Below are 17,021 nucleotides of genomic sequence, written 5' to 3'. Positions count from 1 at the left end.
ATTTCAAATTATATTAAATTTTAATCATATTTTTTATGCAATGAATCGAAATCAATCATGTTACTATTTGTGGATATTCTTCTTATTTCATTCCTAACTTCCATTAGTGCAAATCCAAGTAAATTTTCTCCACGCCACAATTCTGGATTTTTTATATCCATATCATCCTCTGACATCTGTATACCCCATACGTTATCATAAGGACTTGCTTCCACTAATATTTTGTCTTCTGTTGAAAGAAGAAATGACTTTAGCTTTTCGTTTTGCATGAATTTATTATAATTTCCATTTACAACGATTGAATATTTAATATTATTCCAAATACTTTCATCAAAGTTTCTAACTTTACGTCCAAGTCCTTTTATTTCATTAGGATCATTACTACCCATGATCTTTTCCTCAATTTCTTTATCTTCAAAAAGTCTAGCTTTTTCAGCCATCATGTATTGTTCCATAAATAAATATTTAATAACTCCAACATTAAAACTGCTTTTCCACCATTGACTAAAGCAAGACTTTGTAATAGAACCATCTTTTTTAGGATGATGCCCCCAAAAATAAATGTATTCTAAATTTTTTCCATTTTTATAATCTGAAATAAGCTTATTTAAATCATATTCTGGCTTTCCATCTTTTTGCCAGATGTATGTCCAATATTTATTATGCCTAAAAATATTATCTCCAATTGTCCATCTTTTAGGCTCTGGAAACATTTCTTTATATTTCTTCTTCTCATCCTCTTCTAATTTGTTGAACCATCTATAAAAATCAATTGCATAACTTTCACCATACCCCATTCTCCAGCCAATGCTTCCATATGGAATATTAGGGTACATAAGCCATTCTGGAGCCATTAGTAAGTTACCATTTCTATTTCCCATAATACTCTTTCTCCTTTTTACTTCATTAAACTTTACTATATTATTAATAAAGAATATGCATAACTTCTCTATCATTTAAATAATATCCTTTTGCTTGTTTTGTAATAATTTCAATACCTTCCTCTAACTTAATTAATTGCCCACTTTCTAATGTCTTATTGTCCATTATTATACAAAACAAAATAGTATTTATAATCTTCTGCATTATCTCAACTTCATACTTTACATGTACTAACTCTATTTCTAACATATTAAACATATTTAATCCTGTTGTGAACGCTCCTATTTCGCCATTTTCTTCTCTAATATAATTAATGTTTATCCAATTTTGATATGGAAGATAATAATCATTATGTTCCCTTGCAGCTTTCATTATGTACATATAGTTACGATAGCTATTTTTTTCTATAACTAAACCTGCATCAGCATTATACATACATAGTGAATTAGCTAGTCTCATAAACGAACAACAAACCTGTGTAAATATAGAGCAAGTTTTAATCTGGTCTAAACATTCATTCTTTAAAATAGCAACAATCATAAATGTCTTATGATTTTCAACACATTCTTCTGCCTCTTTCCAAAATGGATTTCTTCTTGCAGCTTCAATTGGTGAATTATCTGGATACTCAGATTTCATAAATGAACATACAAACTGAATCTTATCTATATTAAAATGCAAAAATTTAATTTTATCTTCATTTCTTATTTCTATATCTAATTTTACTCCCCAATCTTCTTCAAAACCATGAATAAAAACTTCTGGATCAAACTCTATACCATCAAATAAAGCATACTGCGTGCATCTATATCCTTCTTCTTTCTTTCCAGCTTTAAACAACCCCATTACTGTTCCCCCTAATCAAATTGTATTTTTAAATTACCTACACATTATTAATCTAATCTTAATATTTCGTCCTCTTATAAAAACAACCACTACAAATTACTATTAATTAAATATATCTTTCATTATTTGATAAAGAATCTTATGTAACTCTAATTTAAAAACAGCAAAACTTATTGTTGAAATAATTGCAATTGCTATTTTAGAAAACAATATAATGCATATCTAAGAACACCAAGACTTATTGCAATAATAATTGCAATTGTTATTCTATAATTTCTTGAAGCCTTACTTTCCTTCCTTTCAAATCTCTTATCAACTATTTTTTTAATCTTAATTTCTTTTTTAACTACTGCTTCTTCAATAAGATTATTTTTATTAAACTTTATTTTTTTAACCTGCTCACCATGCAACTGTGCTTCTATATTTTTTATATATTCTTTTACAATTTCATTATTCTCATCAAAACTTAGTACTCTTGTAAAATATTCCTTAGCCTTTACTAAATCATCACTATAATAATAACAGAATGCAGTATAATCTAATGCTAACTTATCATTCTTATTACATGATAAAAATGTCTTTAAATAAGGCATAGCTGTGCTAAAATTCTTATCTAAAACTAAAATAATTCCAATACGTAATGCACTATGCATATCCTTATTATTCATTTCAAAAGCTGATTTATAAAGCATTAATGCTTTTACGTGATTTTCACTTATATAATAACAATCTCCCATTAATCTTAAAAGCTCAGCATCATCACTAAATAAATCATAGGCTTCATTTAGACAATCATGAGCTTCACCATAATCTTGCATTTCAAGAGCTTCATATGCCATTTCTCTTTCATATAAATATTCATCTGCAATAACAGGATCTATTGTCCCTATATAATCATATTTAAGATTATTAGGTTCCTTAAGTCTATGTAATAATTCATTAACATATTCTTTCGAATATTTATCATATAACTTTACTCTATTCTGACTCCAGCTGAAAATATTATTTAACTTCGTCAATATTTCTGCTGGCAAATATTTGTGATCTAGTAAAAACTCAAACACCTTATCCTCAAGAATTAAACTAACTTCTGCATTCCTAAGGATATCTGAATTCAATAATTTATCCCATTCAGCAGAATTTATTCTCAATGTTATATCCTTATATATTGTTTTTAACCTCTCCAAAAATATCTTTACTTGTTCATTTAAATAGCCATCAATAATATTAAAATCACTACTCACTTCTCCGATTATACTCTCAGTTTCGTTGATATTTATATTATTCTTCTTTGCATATTTTATCCCCTCATCATATGCTTCTCTAAGTCTTCGATACCCTACAATATCTTTTTTAGGATTATATTCTCTTAATAACTTTTCATAAGCATATTCTATTGTTTTAAAATCACTATCCTGTTTTATCCCTAATACATCCCACCAAAAAATCATAATTAACAATATCTCTCCATTTCATATAATTATCAAAAAAGTATTTAGTAACAAAATCACATTTGTGTTCAATTACCAAATTGATACCATAGCTTTCAATTATGTGCTATATAAAATTATACCATAAATACAAATATAGACTAATACTTTTAAAATAATACTTAATTATACAAAAAAACACAGTACTAAAATATATATTTAGCACTGTGTTTTAATAAAATACATAACCTATGTATTAGTTTGAGATATTTCCAACCATTATTTTAAATTAGCAAAATATCTTTTAATATATTAATGCATTCCTCAATAAATTATCAGTGATTGTGCCAATCCCAGAATGAATTATCCTTATGAATTTCAGCGTATGCACTGCATATAAGCATTCCACCACATACATCGCTACTACACTGAAAGCTTACATTTGCACCATTAAATACAAGATATTCTGGTTCTATCAAATCTATAAGGCTTTTTATTTTTATCATTGGGAAGCATTCTGAAATTATCAACTTCATATCTGTTTTTTTGATACTTCCATCATTTGGTTTTTCATAATACTCTTCGGATGCCTGCCCAATCTTATCCAAAACTTCACTACTAAACACATCTTCTGGATTTTTAGGCATTTTTCTTTTAATAATGAAGGATTCAATTTCTCCATTTTCAGTTTCCCAAAAAGGATATTCACAATCTGTTATATCATTAAATATATATTGTAAGAAAGTATTGTTGATTTCATTTTGATTTTCCAAAAGTTCTTTCTGGCGTTCCTGGTAAAACTGTGATAATTTCTTTGCAATCACTTTTTGTTTCATTTCTGAATTCACAATATTTTCAAGTCCATCAGGTATATCTTCAATATCAAACTCTACTTCTATTTTTTTAGCTTCATAACAACCTAAATATCCCAGATCAAAGGCTCCACTTTTAACAAAATACTTACTCTTATCTCCATCATACTCAATCACAATATTCTTACGTTTCACTTTCTTATGGTTTATTTTTGCTAATACTTTCTCACATTTTTCAAGCATTTCCTTCGAACTTTCTCTATTAAGATCTATCGCCAACGAATGCTTAAATTCTATTATTGCATTTTCATACTGCTTTAACATACATAATGCATATCCATATAGGTAATGCCATACAGCGGACTCATCCCCGAGAAAATCATATTTCTTAAGACATTCAATTGCCTCATTTGGTTCATTTGTATTGTTGCATGCACACACATATTCTATAATAAGTTTTTTACTCCATTTATTTTCAGGAATTAGTTTAATAACTTCACTAATATAATAATGTTTATCCTCATCATACCACTTATCTAATGAATCATAAATTTCATCATCATCAGAAATAATATCATTACTTAATAAATCCAACTTGTCAATTACCTTTTTTATTTCCATTTTTCTAAAAAGCCTACTTTTAGCATCTGAAATATTTGGATTCCCACTTCCATCTTTCAATAAGCATTTGATGAATTTCTGCATATTATTATCGCCCATAAGTGTCATTTTTTCAAATAATGCATATATGTCATTATCTTCAACAATATATCTAAGTAAAATAAGTTGTGCATGTTCTATTTCTGTAAAAGGTTTTATACGTTTAAGTGCCTCCTTATCAAGATGATCAAATAAATATTTCACTCCCTCTTCATCCTTATCAGATGCTATAGCTAAAATTAATTTAGCAAGGCTTGCATCAAAATATTGCATCAATTCTCCTTCTTCATGATATAACTTGGTTGACAACTTACATGCATCATAATGAATTTTCAACAACTTATCTAAATTGCTTAAAGGTAAGCTTGTCCATTCTTGAACCATCTTAGCTGGAATTTCCTCATCTTTTTCTAAATACCCTGTCAGTTCTTTTCTCCAATCCACTTTATTCATTCTCCATTCTTTCATTGTAAATTATTTCTAAATATTATTATCGCCAGCGAAATAATAGCATTTGGTATTGACAATAGCAGCAAATAATTTACCATTTTCATTTTTTTGTCTCTATCTTCTTTGGTTTCATTCATGAAGTTAGCTCTGTATCTATCACCGCTAATAAATGTACCATTTAATATACCAGCTATAACAAAGGAGACAATTAAAACAAATCCAGTTATTTTTAACGTTACATTATAATTATTTGATAAAAAACCTATTAAATAAGCTGCTAATGCAATAACTATCCCCATAAAAAATGATGACTTCAATTATAACCACCTCTCAAACTCTACTAAATAAAACCGATCTTTATTTATATTAACTAATAATAATTTATAAAACCTTCTTAACAGAGAATAGAACATGAGGCATATCAACACCTCTATAATGCTTTATAAACTTATCAATACAAGTCATTCCATTTCGTATTGCCACATTTTGAGATGCTGTATTGGTATCTCGAATAATAGAATATACTTCCATAGCATTCAGTTTATCAAAGGCGTATTCTTTACAAGCGATTGCAGCCTCACTTGCATATCCATTATGCCAATATTCTTTTTGAAAAAGATACCCAACTTCCATTATCTTGCTATTATTATAATCTTGCATTGATAACCCACATTGTCCTATCATTTTATCTGTTTCCTTCAAAACAACGGCCCACATACCAAAGCCATATTCTTTATAACGTTTAAATTGTTTGTCAAGCCAAGCTTGAACTTCATCTAGATTAAATGCTCCTTCATATGCATACATTACATCAGCATCTTGTAAAATTTTACAAAGAGCTAAAAAATCCCCTTGTGTCATTTCTCTTAATGTTAATCTTTGAGTCTCTAATACCATGTCATAACCTCCTATAAGAAAACTTATCCCAAATAGCTAAGAGAACCCTCATCAATTGAAGATTCTTACTAACTATTCAAATTAAATTATTATACCTTCAAAATGATCCATTTCATGTTGAATTATTTGCGCTGTAAATCCATTAAAAACTTGCTTTTTCTTATTAAAATTTCTATCAAAATATTCAATTTCTATCATTTCATATCTTTTTGTTTTTCTAAAGCCAATTAAAGATAAACAACTTTCTTCTGTTTCATAAGGCTTTTCTTTTTTTAATATTACTGGATTTATCATAGGCACAATAAGGCTGCCTACAGTAAATACCAATATACGCTTTTTTACGCCAATCATATTACCAGCCAAACCAACACAATGCTCTAAGTTTGCACTTAATGTATCAATCAAATCATCAACTACTGCTATATCATTTTTAGTAGCCTTTTCTGATTTTTGTCCTAAGAACAATATATCTTTTACAATTGGTTTTATCATTATTTATCCCTCTTTTTCCAGTTATATTTTTTTATTGAAAATACGTTTTTAAGTTATGGTTTTCTTGCAAGTTGTAAATCTATTGTATCATATATAGTAATAATATCACCGTTATCATTGATCACCTCTTCTATTTCACCAAAGAATTTCCTTCTTGTCTTTTCTTCAATAGCAATGTGATCTGAATAAGTTCCTAATAATAATGTGTACTCCTTAGCAGTAAAATTTCTTGTTCTATGATAAAGCCTATAACTTATATCTATAAAACCATATTTAAAAGCTATGTCTGCTATATTTTGGGCATTTTCCTCACTATATTCTTCCCCACCTAATGCCCCTGGCATATACTTTGCATATATTTTTTCAAATTCAATATTTATGTTATTTCGTATCTTATCCTTAAATGGGTGATTAGCAAATCGTGCAAAAATAGCACCACTTTTCAGCATATCAAATACTTTTGTATATCCTATCTCTTCAGGAATCCAGTGAAAGGCTGTAGCCGAATATATGATATCAAAGGAATTAGAAGGATACTCAAACTCTTGAAATGCTAAATTTTCAACCTTGAAATTTTCATAATCTTTAAATTTATAACGTGAGAACTCTGCTAACTTGTCTCCTAATTCAATAGCAGTTAATTTGCAACCTGTTTCAATTATTGGCAATGTTGCTTGACCAGTTCCTATTCCAACCTCCAAAACATTGCTTGACGAATTTATTTCTTTTGCATCAAAAATATCATCATATAATGCTTTAACATAAGTAGGACGCCACTTATCATATTCAGTGCATACTAAATTAAATGTGTTTTCCAACCCTGTAATTATTGACATATTTTAGCCCTCCCATAAGTTAATTCTTTTTTAATGATATTTTTTTATCAAATCCTGGTATAATTGTTCTGTATTTCCGCTGTTACGTAAACTTATATATACAGCTTCCTTATTAGTTCTTTCAATCTTTATTGTAGGAGCTGACTTTGATTTCACAAAGAGTAAAATTTCACCAAGGTGATCTGCTTTAAAATTTCCTTTTAATGTTCCTCCAATACCGTCATAACCATTTGTCTTTTTAACAGTACCAATTTCACTCATGCTTTTTTCTATAAGAGATATTTTAGAAATTTCTGAGAAGTCAACGTTTAATCCATACATAGCTTTTATTTGTATTTGGTTATCAAGTATACTTATGTCAGGATCTTTTTCCCCATAATAAAATAATGGAACTAATGAAATAACAATTATTGCAGTAATTGAAATTATTGCGATAATAACCGCTTTTGGAGTCTTAGCTGTTAACTCATCAGTCCTGTAAATAAACGATGTACTTTTGTATTTATTATAAATGCGATTATATGCAACGATTAATACCACAGTTCCTGGTATACATAAGATAATTAATAAAATAGCACCTGTTAGAATGCTAAAAAGTGAGAATACACCCGTAATAACCATACAAATTGTATAAATTGTCCACATCAAACCATTTGCCCGGTTATATGATGGTATATCTGTTATCTCTTCAGGCCTTACTGTGGTTCCTGACCAAAAGTGCATTGGATCTTTCCGTTTGAACGCCCAAAGAGCTATTACTCCAAAAATCAATGAACACAAACAACATATAGCTGCAAATATTATATTTCCAAAATCCATTGCTCTTTCCTCCTTAACATATTTCTAAAACAAATCAGCAAGGATTAATACACTCACTCTGAAGTGAAGATTACTCTATCTTACTGGTGGCTTCCATAATGGCACATCCACAAATGTAGTTTCTTTAATATTGGGAAGAATATCATAAATAGAACAATTCATTTGTTCTTCAAAATACTCTTTTATTTCAAAGGTTGCATTCCAACGTTCCACTGTAAATGAAAAGGTGCCATAACGTCTTGTAGTACTAACAAATCGCTTTTCTAACATACAAAAACCTTGAGCATCTGCCAGTGAATCGCAAAGAATCAACAGCCTATCGTAGTCATCATAAATCACTTCATTAATATAAGTTCTTACAAATTCACTTTCTTCATCATTCATATCATTTTTACCTATTTCTTTATCAAAATCAGGAACTGGGAATGAATGTGTTAAACAAATCCGTGCCACTTCATCCCAGCCTTTTTTAAGCATAAATTTATATCCTTCAATCGCATGCCTTCTTGCTACTATGCCACATCTCCTACCAATATCATGAAGAATTCCTAGCACATATGCTTTTTCTGGGTTAAGATTACCACATTTTTCAGCAATTATTTGTGCTGCCAATCCTACATTAATAGAGTGTTCTGTCCAAGGACCCGGGTTTAATTCTCCTGCTAACTCTAATTCTTTTTCAGCTATTTCTCTATTTGGAAACATATTATCCTCCTATATCAATAATAAAATCGTAATGCTTCTAACCTTTTTGCTCGCTCAAAGGCTTCTTTTAAAAATTCCTCTGCTGATAAATCCTTATAATCCCAATTCATAGCCTCGATGGCAGTCGGACCCGAATAATTTGTTTCTGCAATTTTTTTCATTGCATTAGTCCAATCAATTGTGCCATCAAAAGGCAATCTATGTGTTGCTTTTTCATAATTATCATGCAAATGTAGTGCCATCAAACGAGAACCATACATTGCTAATAAATCATTGTCTGAACAATACCTGTTATGATGAGCACAATCATAACAAAACCCAATACGAGGTGAATCTACTTGCTCCAATACATATGACAAATTAGAGAAATTTCTTAAATTCTCCATCGCAATATTAACACCAAATTTTTCAGCTTTCTCAGCAATTCTCTTTATCCTATCAATCCCTACTTCATTATACAGATGATTATCATTAGGTAAGTGCACCACCATAGTTGGAATTTCAAATTCTGCACAATCTGAAATGCATTGCAAATAGCAAGCCATAATATCTTCGCCGTCAAGATTATCAAGCCAAAGATTATTTTCCCCATAAACTGGCGCATGGATATTTTCTATAAAAAGCCCTACTTCTCGCACAATAAGAGGTACATTACGGTAATCACCTACACCAAAGCAATCACGCCCAAAGCCATCACTCCACCATAATAAAATCCCATCAAATCCAGCATCTTTTATCAAACGATAACGTTCCATTTTCGTCAGTTCATAGCCAAACCAATCATAAATAGTAATCATAATATACTTCCTTCTCTCTTTTGCTATCATAGATTTTATCCATAGAAACTATCTATTCAAATAATCTCACTTTAATTTTTTATCTTGTGAGCTGTAATAATTGTATAACTATAAGCATTTACTGTTATTTCACAATCATCTATGTTTATATACCAATTCTTTCCTCTTCTAGTTATCAAGGCATTTTGATTTTCTATTTTTTCTCTACACCAACTAATAACATCATCCACGTCTAAAGAAAGATTTTTCTTAATTCTAACTACTCCTAAATCTGTTGTATGCAACTTATCTAAGTTAGAAATCAGTTCAATTCTATCATCCATTTTCGTCACTATATATCAGCCTTTCAAATTATAATTTATACACCTATAAAAAGAGCAGCTATGCACTTATAAAAAGAGTGGCTATGCTACAATACAGAACTTTTTACTCATATCTATTAATTCTTAACTGATCAGAAAATATAACCTATACATTTACTTATTAAATCACCTGGTCAGATTGAAATTTCATTCAATCATCTATAATCATATTGATAAGAGTTTCAATATGTATCTGCATTGTATCCAAACACTCTACTGGTGTTTGGACACCTTTGAACAATAATGGTAATTCGGTACAACCTAAAACAATTGCTTGTATTCTATCTTCAGCTTTCATTCTCTGGACAATCTTCAAAAATGCTGATAAAGTTTCTTCTTTGACAATACCAAACTCCAATTCTTGTGAAATCTTTTGATTAACAATATCCATTTCTTCATCAGATGGAGTTATCACTTCTATATGATTTTCAGTAAACGGCTTTTTAAAAAAGTCCCCATTCATAGTAAAGATAGTTCCGAGTAATCCCACCTTAGATATATTACGTCGTTTTGCTTCATTACAAGTAGCGTCAATAATGCTGACAAGTGGGATATTTGAACGATTCTTAAGCTCATCAAAAACAATGTGCGGAGTATTAGCGGATAAAGCTATAAAATCTACACCACTGGATTGCAAATTATTGATAGCTACCATTAAATAATTTATAAGTGCTTCATATTGTTTTAGTTCGCACATTTTAAGGATATCAAAAACATTAACACTTTCAATAGTCATATTAGGGAAAAAATTTTTTCCTACTTTATTTTGCACTCCATATACAATATCATGATAGTATGGAATTGTAGACTCCGGTCCCATTCCACCAACTAGGCCTAACTTTTTCATATTAACCACTCCCTAAAGCTTACATTTTATATTTTTTATCAATTCACGATATAGTTGCTCTGTACTTTTGCTCTTGCGTAAACTTATATATACATCTTTCTTATCAATTTTTCCAATATCAAAATTAACAATTTTCTTTAGTGAATTTATTTCTGCCTCTTTATCTAGTACAAATTGTTCATCGGCAATTTTCAATACACCACCTTCTGAAACCAACAGATCTCCACTTATTAAAGTTTTCATTGATTCGATAAAAATAGAAATATGTCCTGGCATATGCCTTGTTGCTTCGGAAACCATTCACATTTTATTGTTGCGAAAATTCAGATTTCAAAATAGCATATTCATATGTATCTTTCCATATAGGGTTACATTCTTCATCTTTAAAGAAGTATATATTTTGAAGCAACGTTCCTTCTCTTCTCATACCAACTCGTTCTAATAATTTCCACGAATTTGGATTCTTTGGATCACACATGGCAATAATCCTTCTAGTATCAAGGTTATCAAATGCATATTTCATAAGTGCAAAAATACTTTCAGTTGCATATCCATTTCCCCAGTACTTTTCATTGAAAATATACCCTATTTCCCAAGTTTCAAATTCTCCTTTAGCAAAGTAGATATTCCCTATTACTTTTCCGTTTTTTAAACATACAGCAAGAAATTTTTCATCACTTACACGCCTTTTTGCCTCCATATATGCCTCATGTTTTGTAAATGGTTTATATGGTTCAAATTCTAGCACTTTAGGATTGGAAAAGTACTCATATAAATCCTCTCCATCATTTTCTAAAAATCTACGCATTATAAGTCTTTCTGTTCTTAATTCCTCCATATAAACTCCCCCAGACAATATTCTTTCTTTTTCTTTTATTCTAATACCTTATAAGCGCGCTGATTCTCAATTTCAGTTCTTTCATAAGGCATGAACTTCAATATCAAATTCTAAATATAAGTAATACTACTGAAATAATAGCAGTAGGTATTAACAACAATAGTAAAAATCACTCTATTTTATTGCAAATAAAATAATACTTCCCCTCATAACTTTCTCCTTTTTACAGTTTAATTAAAAATAGCTCTATCTATTTTATTATTTGAGCATCTTATCTATTATTAATTTTTAAGATTTATCATCTTTATATAGTTTAATCAACTCATCTAAAGAAATATCTATACCAACTATTTTTAATAAATCTTTTCGTGCATTATATAGTTTCTCAATCATTCCTTCAAATCCTTGTCCTAAATGTATGTTCTTGTGGCAATTGCAACATAAGGAAACGATATTTTCTTCAACATCAAGAGACACTTCAAATTTGTTGTAATAAGTAAGTGGTACTAGATGATGTGGTTCAGTATAGTTTAGATTTGAATTCTTCCTAAGAAATGTTGCATGAGTATTGTCAAATTCACATTTATGCTGTGCATGTCGCAACGCATTTATTGACACTCTACGACTTCTAGGATAAACATATTTATTTTTAATACACAAAGGAACTTTCTTATTTTTAGATTTACCTGTATATTTAAAATCTGTAGCATCCAAAGTAATATCACTTTTACTAATATCTGAAACAAGATCATCATCTGAATAACTATCATCTGAAAATATACTTAATTCTTCAATCGCTTCTATAAGTTCTTCTCTTAATGTCCACTCCCAAGTCTTTGGCTTAGTATTAATTTGTTTACTTTTCATTACCACAATAAATCTTGTCCCTGTAGCTATATCTCCTATACCCTTAACAACGAATCGCCCAAGTTCTTTTTGGACTCTTCCAGCTAATCCATTAATAATTCCATTAGCACTCATACTATGTTCATTATATTTTTTACCTATATAACCACAGGTAGCAGAATATCCAGGTTCTATGTACCATTTTCGTATAGCTTCTTTGCTTTTATCATCAAAAACTTTAGGATTTATTAGTAATTGCTTCCATTCTTCAGTAGTTATATCAATATCGCAGCGATACTCACCATCAATAACTTCACATATTTTTTCAATCATATTAAACCTCCGAATATATAAATCAAACTGCTTCTATGCTAGTTTAAAGTTCTTAATAATTTCATTATATCTATCTTCTAAATTACCATTTTCTTTTATAATAAAACATTTAAATCCACTATTTAAAAATTCATAATAATGTTCCAAACTATTTATTTTTTCAATTCATTTTTTAAAATTCACTAAAGTATGCTGATGATTAGCTGTTTTCATTATTTGGTCAAGGATAAATAATTTCTCTATATTTTAATAAAAATGTTGTAAGTACATTTTGAGTTTACTTTAAATATTCTTCTGGATTTAATAATATTTTGTTTACATCTGAAAAAAATAATGAGCAGTGATATCCATCAGCAACAGCATGATGAACCTGAATAGTTAATGGCATAATAATTTTCTTACCTTCTTCAAAAAACTTTCCCAATGTTACCATTGGAAAGAGAAAAGGGCTACTTCATTTAAAACTGCTTGCATATATCTAATTTAAATTCTTATTTATAATAATTAATCTCAAATAAGAGTTTTTGATTATCAATTATAAACTCTAGTTAAATAAACTTTGCATTTTCATCAAATATAATCATATCTTCTAAATTGCCATTATATTTTTTGAGGAGCTTATCAACATCATTATCTTGGATATAATTGTACTCCTCCCTAGTTATTGGAATTATCCATAACAAATTAATTCTTTCCTCCATAAAATTATCATACTTTGGTGAATTAATTTTAGGAAACAGATTATTATTTATCAATAATACAGCTTCAAAATTACTTATAGCATTACAAGGAATAGTATGTCCATTTCCAATCCAGGTTATTTCCTGCCACGGAAGATTTGTCTGTCCACTTATATAACTTAACATTTTCATATAACCATCATTATTTTTAAAATCCTCGCAGCATGCAAATCCGAGTTCTATTCTTCTGTTCTTCTCTGCTTCTCCATCTTCTAAAAACTGTTCAATTTTAGGCTGACATAGTACGCTTACCCCTGCTGTAAATGCATAATTAACATTATTCTTAGTTCCAGTAATTAAGGCCTTAGAAGGAAACTCATTATTATCAATAGCATAATACTTCTCATGCTTTCCAAAAAAGTTTTCTAATACAGATAAATGCATAGCCTGTACATCTTTAAAATAATCTTCATTTAGATATTCCCAATATTTTTTGCTTTTCATTACTCTTTTATAAAGATTATCTTCAGCTTCTGTTAATTCCCATGCAAATGGTGCAGTTCCAATAGCATATCTTGAATATCCATAAAATCCATTTTCTGCCCATCCGGGTATTACTGCCAAAAGTTTATTATTTTCAATCAATGCAGCTGCATCCCCTTCTTCAAACCATATAATTGATAAATCATTTTCATCAATATCAATTCCTTCATTGCTATGACTACAGTATTCTAAAGGCATTGTAGGTGCATCACCATTATCCATTGCTTTATAATCAATATCTTTCTCTCCCTTAAATATATTGCAGACCCAACATGGCTTTATTGTGCTGTTTTCAGAGCCAGGATTAAACCATAAATAGAAATAAATTGTAGTTTGGCTTTTTTCAACAAATGCCTGAATATTGCACACTGGCGACCAGCTCTCTATCAAAATTTTATTTTCTACTTTCTCAACTTCTACTGATTTATTTTCATTTTGTTTAGTGAATAATTTCTTAAATATTCCCATTTTTATTCCCTTTCATTTTTAATTAAATTTTCCTTAATTAGTTAAAACATTCAATACAATTTATATTTATCTTGCAAACCTTATGATTAGTTAATGTTCTTTTAGACAATCCTTTTTAGGCATAATGCCCATCTCTAATTCGCTATAATTTTCATTAAGTTTTCTTCCTCATCTTTAGATGCCTATTGTTCTTATACTCTCTATAAATAAGATAAATTCCATATATTCCACAAACCAATAAAATAACATCCTCATAAACATTGAAAATTGACGACTTTATTCCCGTTAATCCCCAAATTGTTAGTAAAACTAATAGAATTTTATTTTTCTTATGGTAGCAAGAATATACAGCTATACTAAGACTAATAATTGGACATGGCATTACATATGTTACTAACCTAGGAAATCTATTTCCCAATGCAAAGGAAATAAAAGGATATGCTATATATAATATTATTAAAATGCTTTGCCACCTATTTGGTTTATTGAGAACATCATCTTTACTTTTAATGCTATCAAATAGAAACAACATACCACAACACAAATACAAAGGTAATGCAAAATATTTTTGAATTGGGTCTACCCCATATAATCCGAAAAATACTATCCCAATAAATAAGTTACCAATACCAAGTGCAGCTTTTGCAATCCAATTAATCTTTTTACTATAAGATAAAATAATTGCTAGAACTATAAAAATCAAAAGAATGCTTTGTATTATAATGGTTTGTTTATTATACATTTCTATTACATTCCAAAATATCTGTGAATCCATTTTATATCATCTCAACTCTCAAAATTATTTATATTAAGAAGCAATCTTCCTCCAGCTTGATTCCTTATAAAAGACTTTTGTTAAAGCTTAGATGCTCTTACAAGCAATATTGTTGTATAAATTCAGATTTCAAAACAGCATATTCATATGTATCTTTCCATAAAGATATCTGTAAAAAAGTATATATTTTGATAATAAAAAATTTTAGTTAAATGCATGAGCTGTCAATTCCGTCGAAAATAAATTTATCTTGCTCCTCATCATAATAAAAATGTACTTCAAGTCCCAAATAATCATCAATGGGCATTCTTTTTGAATTTGGATGAAATCCTAAAAAACGTGTCATAACACTTAGATAATTAAAGTCCTCAAAATAAATCTCTCCAACATACCACTCACCAGTCAGTTCACACCTTCGAGGAAACATTACTATGTCATCATTGCAAGTATTTTCATCATTAACATAGTCAGTCATTTCCCGCACTATATTTTTAAAAATTTCATCATTATGCTTTTCAAATAATGCCTTAAGTGATAAATCTTCGAAAAATATGCATGGCTGCAATTTATTTTCATAAGTCACATGTTCATTATCTGTGTTCGGATTTGGTAAAAAAATCTGTTTTATCTCTAAGCTCATGGTAGCTTCCCCCTGTTTCATACATAATCAGCTCTAAAAATTATAATTTTTCAATTAATTTTCTTAAGAGCAGACATAATATCTTTATATACTAAAGCCTGCATACTATCTTTATATATCTTAGTATCCGCTTTTCTTAATGATTCTGTAATGCATTCTACTAACTCTGGTTTATATTTTGCAATATTAGGCAATACCTTAATACATTGTCTTGATGTTATAGGCTTTTCATCTAAAATATGTTTTAAATATTCATCAATAATTTCATCTATTTTACTTTCTATATCCCATTTTGCATTAACTGCTATTAATATAATTCCTCTTGTTCTTCTATATGAGTTACTATCTTCAATTAATTCAACAAATCTATCAAAAAACTTATAAACATCATTAGATTTCTCGCTTTCAGCTTCTAATAACTGTAATGCTTTATATGCAGCTTTATCATCTTTAGAATATAGTTTTTCAATCAATTCTGTGATATTCTCCATAGTATCATCTCACTTTCATTAATATTCCCTAATATCAAAAAATCAGAATTTATATCAACATTAGACCTTTCAACACCTTTTCAAAATACAATACTTATCCTCTTTCTATCGATAATGGCAACCAAAATTTAATTATATCTTCGAGTTTATTAATTATCATTTCTTCTTCGTTAGACAACATATATTTTTCATTAATAGTTGTATTAATTAACAATCTATTTTCTATACTCTGCTTCAAGATTCCCTCTAAGGTTAAAAAAGCTTGTTCTAACGTAATACCTCCACTTTCTATATTTCTAGAAAAAAACGCTTCATTAATAACTGTGTTATTTAATTTAGAATAATATTTAACTATATAAATTGGCTTCATATATTCTCTATCTTCATCATTAAAATTCGTTGCTATATCAACAGCATAATACTTCATATTACTACTTTTATCATTATCTTTTTTACTATTAAATAATCCAAATAGCATAATTATCCCACCTCTTGATACTATTATAAATCCAAGCCACACACTGTTCATTATATACAACAAATCTATTTTACTGAGTCTAATTCAATTTAGT

General features: G+C 29.0%; 21 protein-coding genes and 1 pseudogene. All 22 read right to left on the bottom strand.

What is annotated here, in order from left to right; translation table 11 throughout:
• Window positions 1-20: 20 nt before the first annotated feature.
• Complete coding sequence (locus L3B98_RS15885; protein ID WP_238917465.1) at window positions 21-881, bottom strand: NADAR family protein; 861 nt, start codon at window positions 879-881, stop codon at window positions 21-23.
• 43 nt (window positions 882-924) lie between these two features.
• Window positions 925-1,728, bottom strand: coding sequence for a hypothetical protein (locus L3B98_RS15880; protein WP_238917464.1), 804 nt, complete (start codon window positions 1,726-1,728; stop codon window positions 925-927).
• Window positions 1,729-1,922: 194 nt separating this feature from the next.
• A complete protein-coding gene (locus L3B98_RS15875; RefSeq protein ID WP_238917463.1) occupies window positions 1,923-3,179 on the bottom strand; it encodes a tetratricopeptide repeat protein in 1,257 nt (418 codons plus the stop codon).
• A 314-nt stretch (window positions 3,180-3,493) separates the two neighbouring features.
• Window positions 3,494-5,098, bottom strand: coding sequence for a hypothetical protein (locus L3B98_RS15870; protein WP_238917462.1), 1,605 nt, complete (start codon window positions 5,096-5,098; stop codon window positions 3,494-3,496).
• A complete protein-coding gene (locus L3B98_RS15865) occupies window positions 5,095-5,397 on the bottom strand; it encodes a DUF5316 domain-containing protein (protein ID WP_238917461.1) in 303 nt (100 codons plus the stop codon). Before L3B98_RS15865 ends, L3B98_RS15870 begins: the two co-directional genes overlap by 4 nt.
• A 64-nt stretch (window positions 5,398-5,461) precedes the next feature.
• Window positions 5,462-5,977, bottom strand: coding sequence for a GNAT family N-acetyltransferase (locus L3B98_RS15860; RefSeq protein ID WP_238917460.1), 516 nt, complete (start codon window positions 5,975-5,977; stop codon window positions 5,462-5,464).
• 81 nt (window positions 5,978-6,058) lie between these two features.
• Entirely contained in the window at window positions 6,059-6,469 is a 411-nt protein-coding gene (locus L3B98_RS15855) for a peptide deformylase (protein WP_238917459.1), read from the bottom strand.
• 53 nt (window positions 6,470-6,522) lie between these two features.
• Window positions 6,523-7,305 (bottom strand): class I SAM-dependent methyltransferase, encoded by a 783-nt coding sequence (locus L3B98_RS15850; protein ID WP_238917458.1) that lies wholly within the window; start codon window positions 7,303-7,305, stop codon window positions 6,523-6,525.
• 30 nt (window positions 7,306-7,335) lie between these two features.
• Window positions 7,336-8,124, bottom strand: a complete 789-nt coding sequence (locus L3B98_RS15845) for a hypothetical protein (RefSeq protein WP_238917457.1) — start codon at window positions 8,122-8,124, stop codon at window positions 7,336-7,338.
• A gap of 75 nt (window positions 8,125-8,199) precedes the next feature.
• Window positions 8,200-8,829, bottom strand: coding sequence for an HD domain-containing protein (locus L3B98_RS15840; RefSeq protein WP_077363861.1), 630 nt, complete (start codon window positions 8,827-8,829; stop codon window positions 8,200-8,202).
• A 14-nt stretch (window positions 8,830-8,843) separates the two neighbouring features.
• Window positions 8,844-9,584, bottom strand: a complete 741-nt coding sequence (locus tag L3B98_RS15835) for a sugar phosphate isomerase/epimerase family protein (RefSeq protein ID WP_343073688.1) — start codon at window positions 9,582-9,584, stop codon at window positions 8,844-8,846.
• Between the two features lie 113 nt (window positions 9,585-9,697).
• Complete coding sequence (locus L3B98_RS15830; RefSeq protein WP_238917456.1) at window positions 9,698-9,949, bottom strand: DUF3781 domain-containing protein; 252 nt, start codon at window positions 9,947-9,949, stop codon at window positions 9,698-9,700.
• Window positions 9,950-10,139: 190 nt separating this feature from the next.
• Window positions 10,140-10,835, bottom strand: coding sequence for an amino acid racemase (locus L3B98_RS15825; RefSeq protein ID WP_238917455.1), 696 nt, complete (start codon window positions 10,833-10,835; stop codon window positions 10,140-10,142).
• Window positions 10,836-10,847: 12 nt separating this feature from the next.
• Window positions 10,848-11,078: a hypothetical protein gene (locus tag L3B98_RS15820; protein WP_238917454.1), complete on the bottom strand. Its 231-nt coding sequence runs from the start codon at window positions 11,076-11,078 to the stop codon at window positions 10,848-10,850.
• Between the two features lie 64 nt (window positions 11,079-11,142).
• The gene (locus L3B98_RS15815) at window positions 11,143-11,673 is read right to left on the bottom strand and encodes a GNAT family N-acetyltransferase (RefSeq protein WP_238917453.1); all 531 of its coding nucleotides are present in this window, start codon (window positions 11,671-11,673) and stop codon (window positions 11,143-11,145) included.
• A 288-nt stretch (window positions 11,674-11,961) separates the two neighbouring features.
• Window positions 11,962-12,852 (bottom strand): HNH endonuclease, encoded by an 891-nt coding sequence (locus L3B98_RS15810; protein ID WP_238917452.1) that lies wholly within the window; start codon window positions 12,850-12,852, stop codon window positions 11,962-11,964.
• A 277-nt stretch (window positions 12,853-13,129) separates the two neighbouring features.
• Window positions 13,130-13,288: pseudogene (locus tag L3B98_RS15805) on the bottom strand (CatA-like O-acetyltransferase); the annotation flags it as partial.
• A gap of 112 nt (window positions 13,289-13,400) precedes the next feature.
• On the bottom strand, window positions 13,401-14,543 hold the full coding sequence (locus L3B98_RS15800; protein WP_238917450.1) for a suppressor of fused domain protein: 1,143 nt from the start codon (window positions 14,541-14,543) through the stop codon (window positions 13,401-13,403).
• A 154-nt stretch (window positions 14,544-14,697) separates the two neighbouring features.
• Window positions 14,698-15,318 carry a DUF6064 family protein gene (locus L3B98_RS15795; RefSeq protein WP_238917449.1) on the bottom strand — a complete coding sequence of 207 codons (621 nt, stop codon included), beginning with the start codon at window positions 15,316-15,318 and terminating at the stop codon, window positions 14,698-14,700.
• A gap of 208 nt (window positions 15,319-15,526) precedes the next feature.
• A complete protein-coding gene (locus tag L3B98_RS15790; protein ID WP_238917448.1) occupies window positions 15,527-15,958 on the bottom strand; it encodes a hypothetical protein in 432 nt (143 codons plus the stop codon).
• Between the two features lie 50 nt (window positions 15,959-16,008).
• Entirely contained in the window at window positions 16,009-16,449 is a 441-nt protein-coding gene (locus tag L3B98_RS15785) for a SufBD protein (protein ID WP_238917447.1), read from the bottom strand.
• A 94-nt stretch (window positions 16,450-16,543) separates the two neighbouring features.
• Window positions 16,544-16,978 (bottom strand): hypothetical protein, encoded by a 435-nt coding sequence (locus tag L3B98_RS15780; RefSeq protein WP_238917446.1) that lies wholly within the window; start codon window positions 16,976-16,978, stop codon window positions 16,544-16,546.
• Window positions 16,979-17,021 lie beyond the last annotated feature (43 nt).

This window comes from Clostridium sp. YIM B02555 (genome assembly GCF_022320955.1).
Classification (GTDB): domain Bacteria; phylum Bacillota; class Clostridia; order Clostridiales; family Clostridiaceae; genus Clostridium; species Clostridium saccharoperbutylacetonicum.
The sequence above is the reverse complement of the archived record's forward strand: the minus strand, read 5'-3'. Positions and strand labels throughout refer to the sequence as shown.

Bases quoted from the DNA above. Each gene is read 5' to 3' on its own strand.
- L3B98_RS15795 (WP_238917449.1), bottom strand. From the start codon at position 15,318: ATGGATTCACAGATATTTTGGAATGTAATAGAAATGTATAATAAACAA.
- L3B98_RS15870 (WP_238917462.1), bottom strand. From the start codon at position 5,098: ATGAAAGAATGGAGAATGAATAAAGTGGATTGGAGAAAAGAACTGACA.
- L3B98_RS15785 (WP_238917447.1), bottom strand. From the start codon at position 16,449: ATGGAGAATATCACAGAATTGATTGAAAAACTATATTCTAAAGATGAT.
- L3B98_RS15875 (WP_238917463.1), bottom strand. From the start codon at position 3,179: ATGATTTTTTGGTGGGATGTATTAGGGATAAAACAGGATAGTGATTTT.
- L3B98_RS15850 (WP_238917458.1), bottom strand. From the start codon at position 7,305: ATGTCAATAATTACAGGGTTGGAAAACACATTTAATTTAGTATGCACT.
- L3B98_RS15780 (WP_238917446.1), bottom strand. From the start codon at position 16,978: ATGAACAGTGTGTGGCTTGGATTTATAATAGTATCAAGAGGTGGGATA.
- L3B98_RS15810 (WP_238917452.1), bottom strand. From the start codon at position 12,852: ATGATTGAAAAAATATGTGAAGTTATTGATGGTGAGTATCGCTGCGAT.
- L3B98_RS15840 (WP_077363861.1), bottom strand. From the start codon at position 8,829: ATGTTTCCAAATAGAGAAATAGCTGAAAAAGAATTAGAGTTAGCAGGA.
- L3B98_RS15790 (WP_238917448.1), bottom strand. From the start codon at position 15,958: ATGAGCTTAGAGATAAAACAGATTTTTTTACCAAATCCGAACACAGAT.
- L3B98_RS15835 (WP_343073688.1), bottom strand. From the start codon at position 9,584: ATGGAACGTTATCGTTTGATAAAAGATGCTGGATTTGATGGGATTTTA.
- L3B98_RS15815 (WP_238917453.1), bottom strand. From the start codon at position 11,673: ATGGAGGAATTAAGAACAGAAAGACTTATAATGCGTAGATTTTTAGAA.
- L3B98_RS15830 (WP_238917456.1), bottom strand. From the start codon at position 9,949: ATGGATGATAGAATTGAACTGATTTCTAACTTAGATAAGTTGCATACA.
- L3B98_RS15845 (WP_238917457.1), bottom strand. From the start codon at position 8,124: ATGGATTTTGGAAATATAATATTTGCAGCTATATGTTGTTTGTGTTCA.
- L3B98_RS15885 (WP_238917465.1), bottom strand. From the start codon at position 881: ATGGGAAATAGAAATGGTAACTTACTAATGGCTCCAGAATGGCTTATG.
- L3B98_RS15860 (WP_238917460.1), bottom strand. From the start codon at position 5,977: ATGGTATTAGAGACTCAAAGATTAACATTAAGAGAAATGACACAAGGG.
- L3B98_RS15800 (WP_238917450.1), bottom strand. From the start codon at position 14,543: ATGGGAATATTTAAGAAATTATTCACTAAACAAAATGAAAATAAATCA.
- L3B98_RS15825 (WP_238917455.1), bottom strand. From the start codon at position 10,835: ATGAAAAAGTTAGGCCTAGTTGGTGGAATGGGACCGGAGTCTACAATT.
- L3B98_RS15880 (WP_238917464.1), bottom strand. From the start codon at position 1,728: ATGGGGTTGTTTAAAGCTGGAAAGAAAGAAGAAGGATATAGATGCACG.
- L3B98_RS15855 (WP_238917459.1), bottom strand. From the start codon at position 6,469: ATGATAAAACCAATTGTAAAAGATATATTGTTCTTAGGACAAAAATCA.
- L3B98_RS15820 (WP_238917454.1), bottom strand. From the start codon at position 11,078: ATGAAAACTTTAATAAGTGGAGATCTGTTGGTTTCAGAAGGTGGTGTA.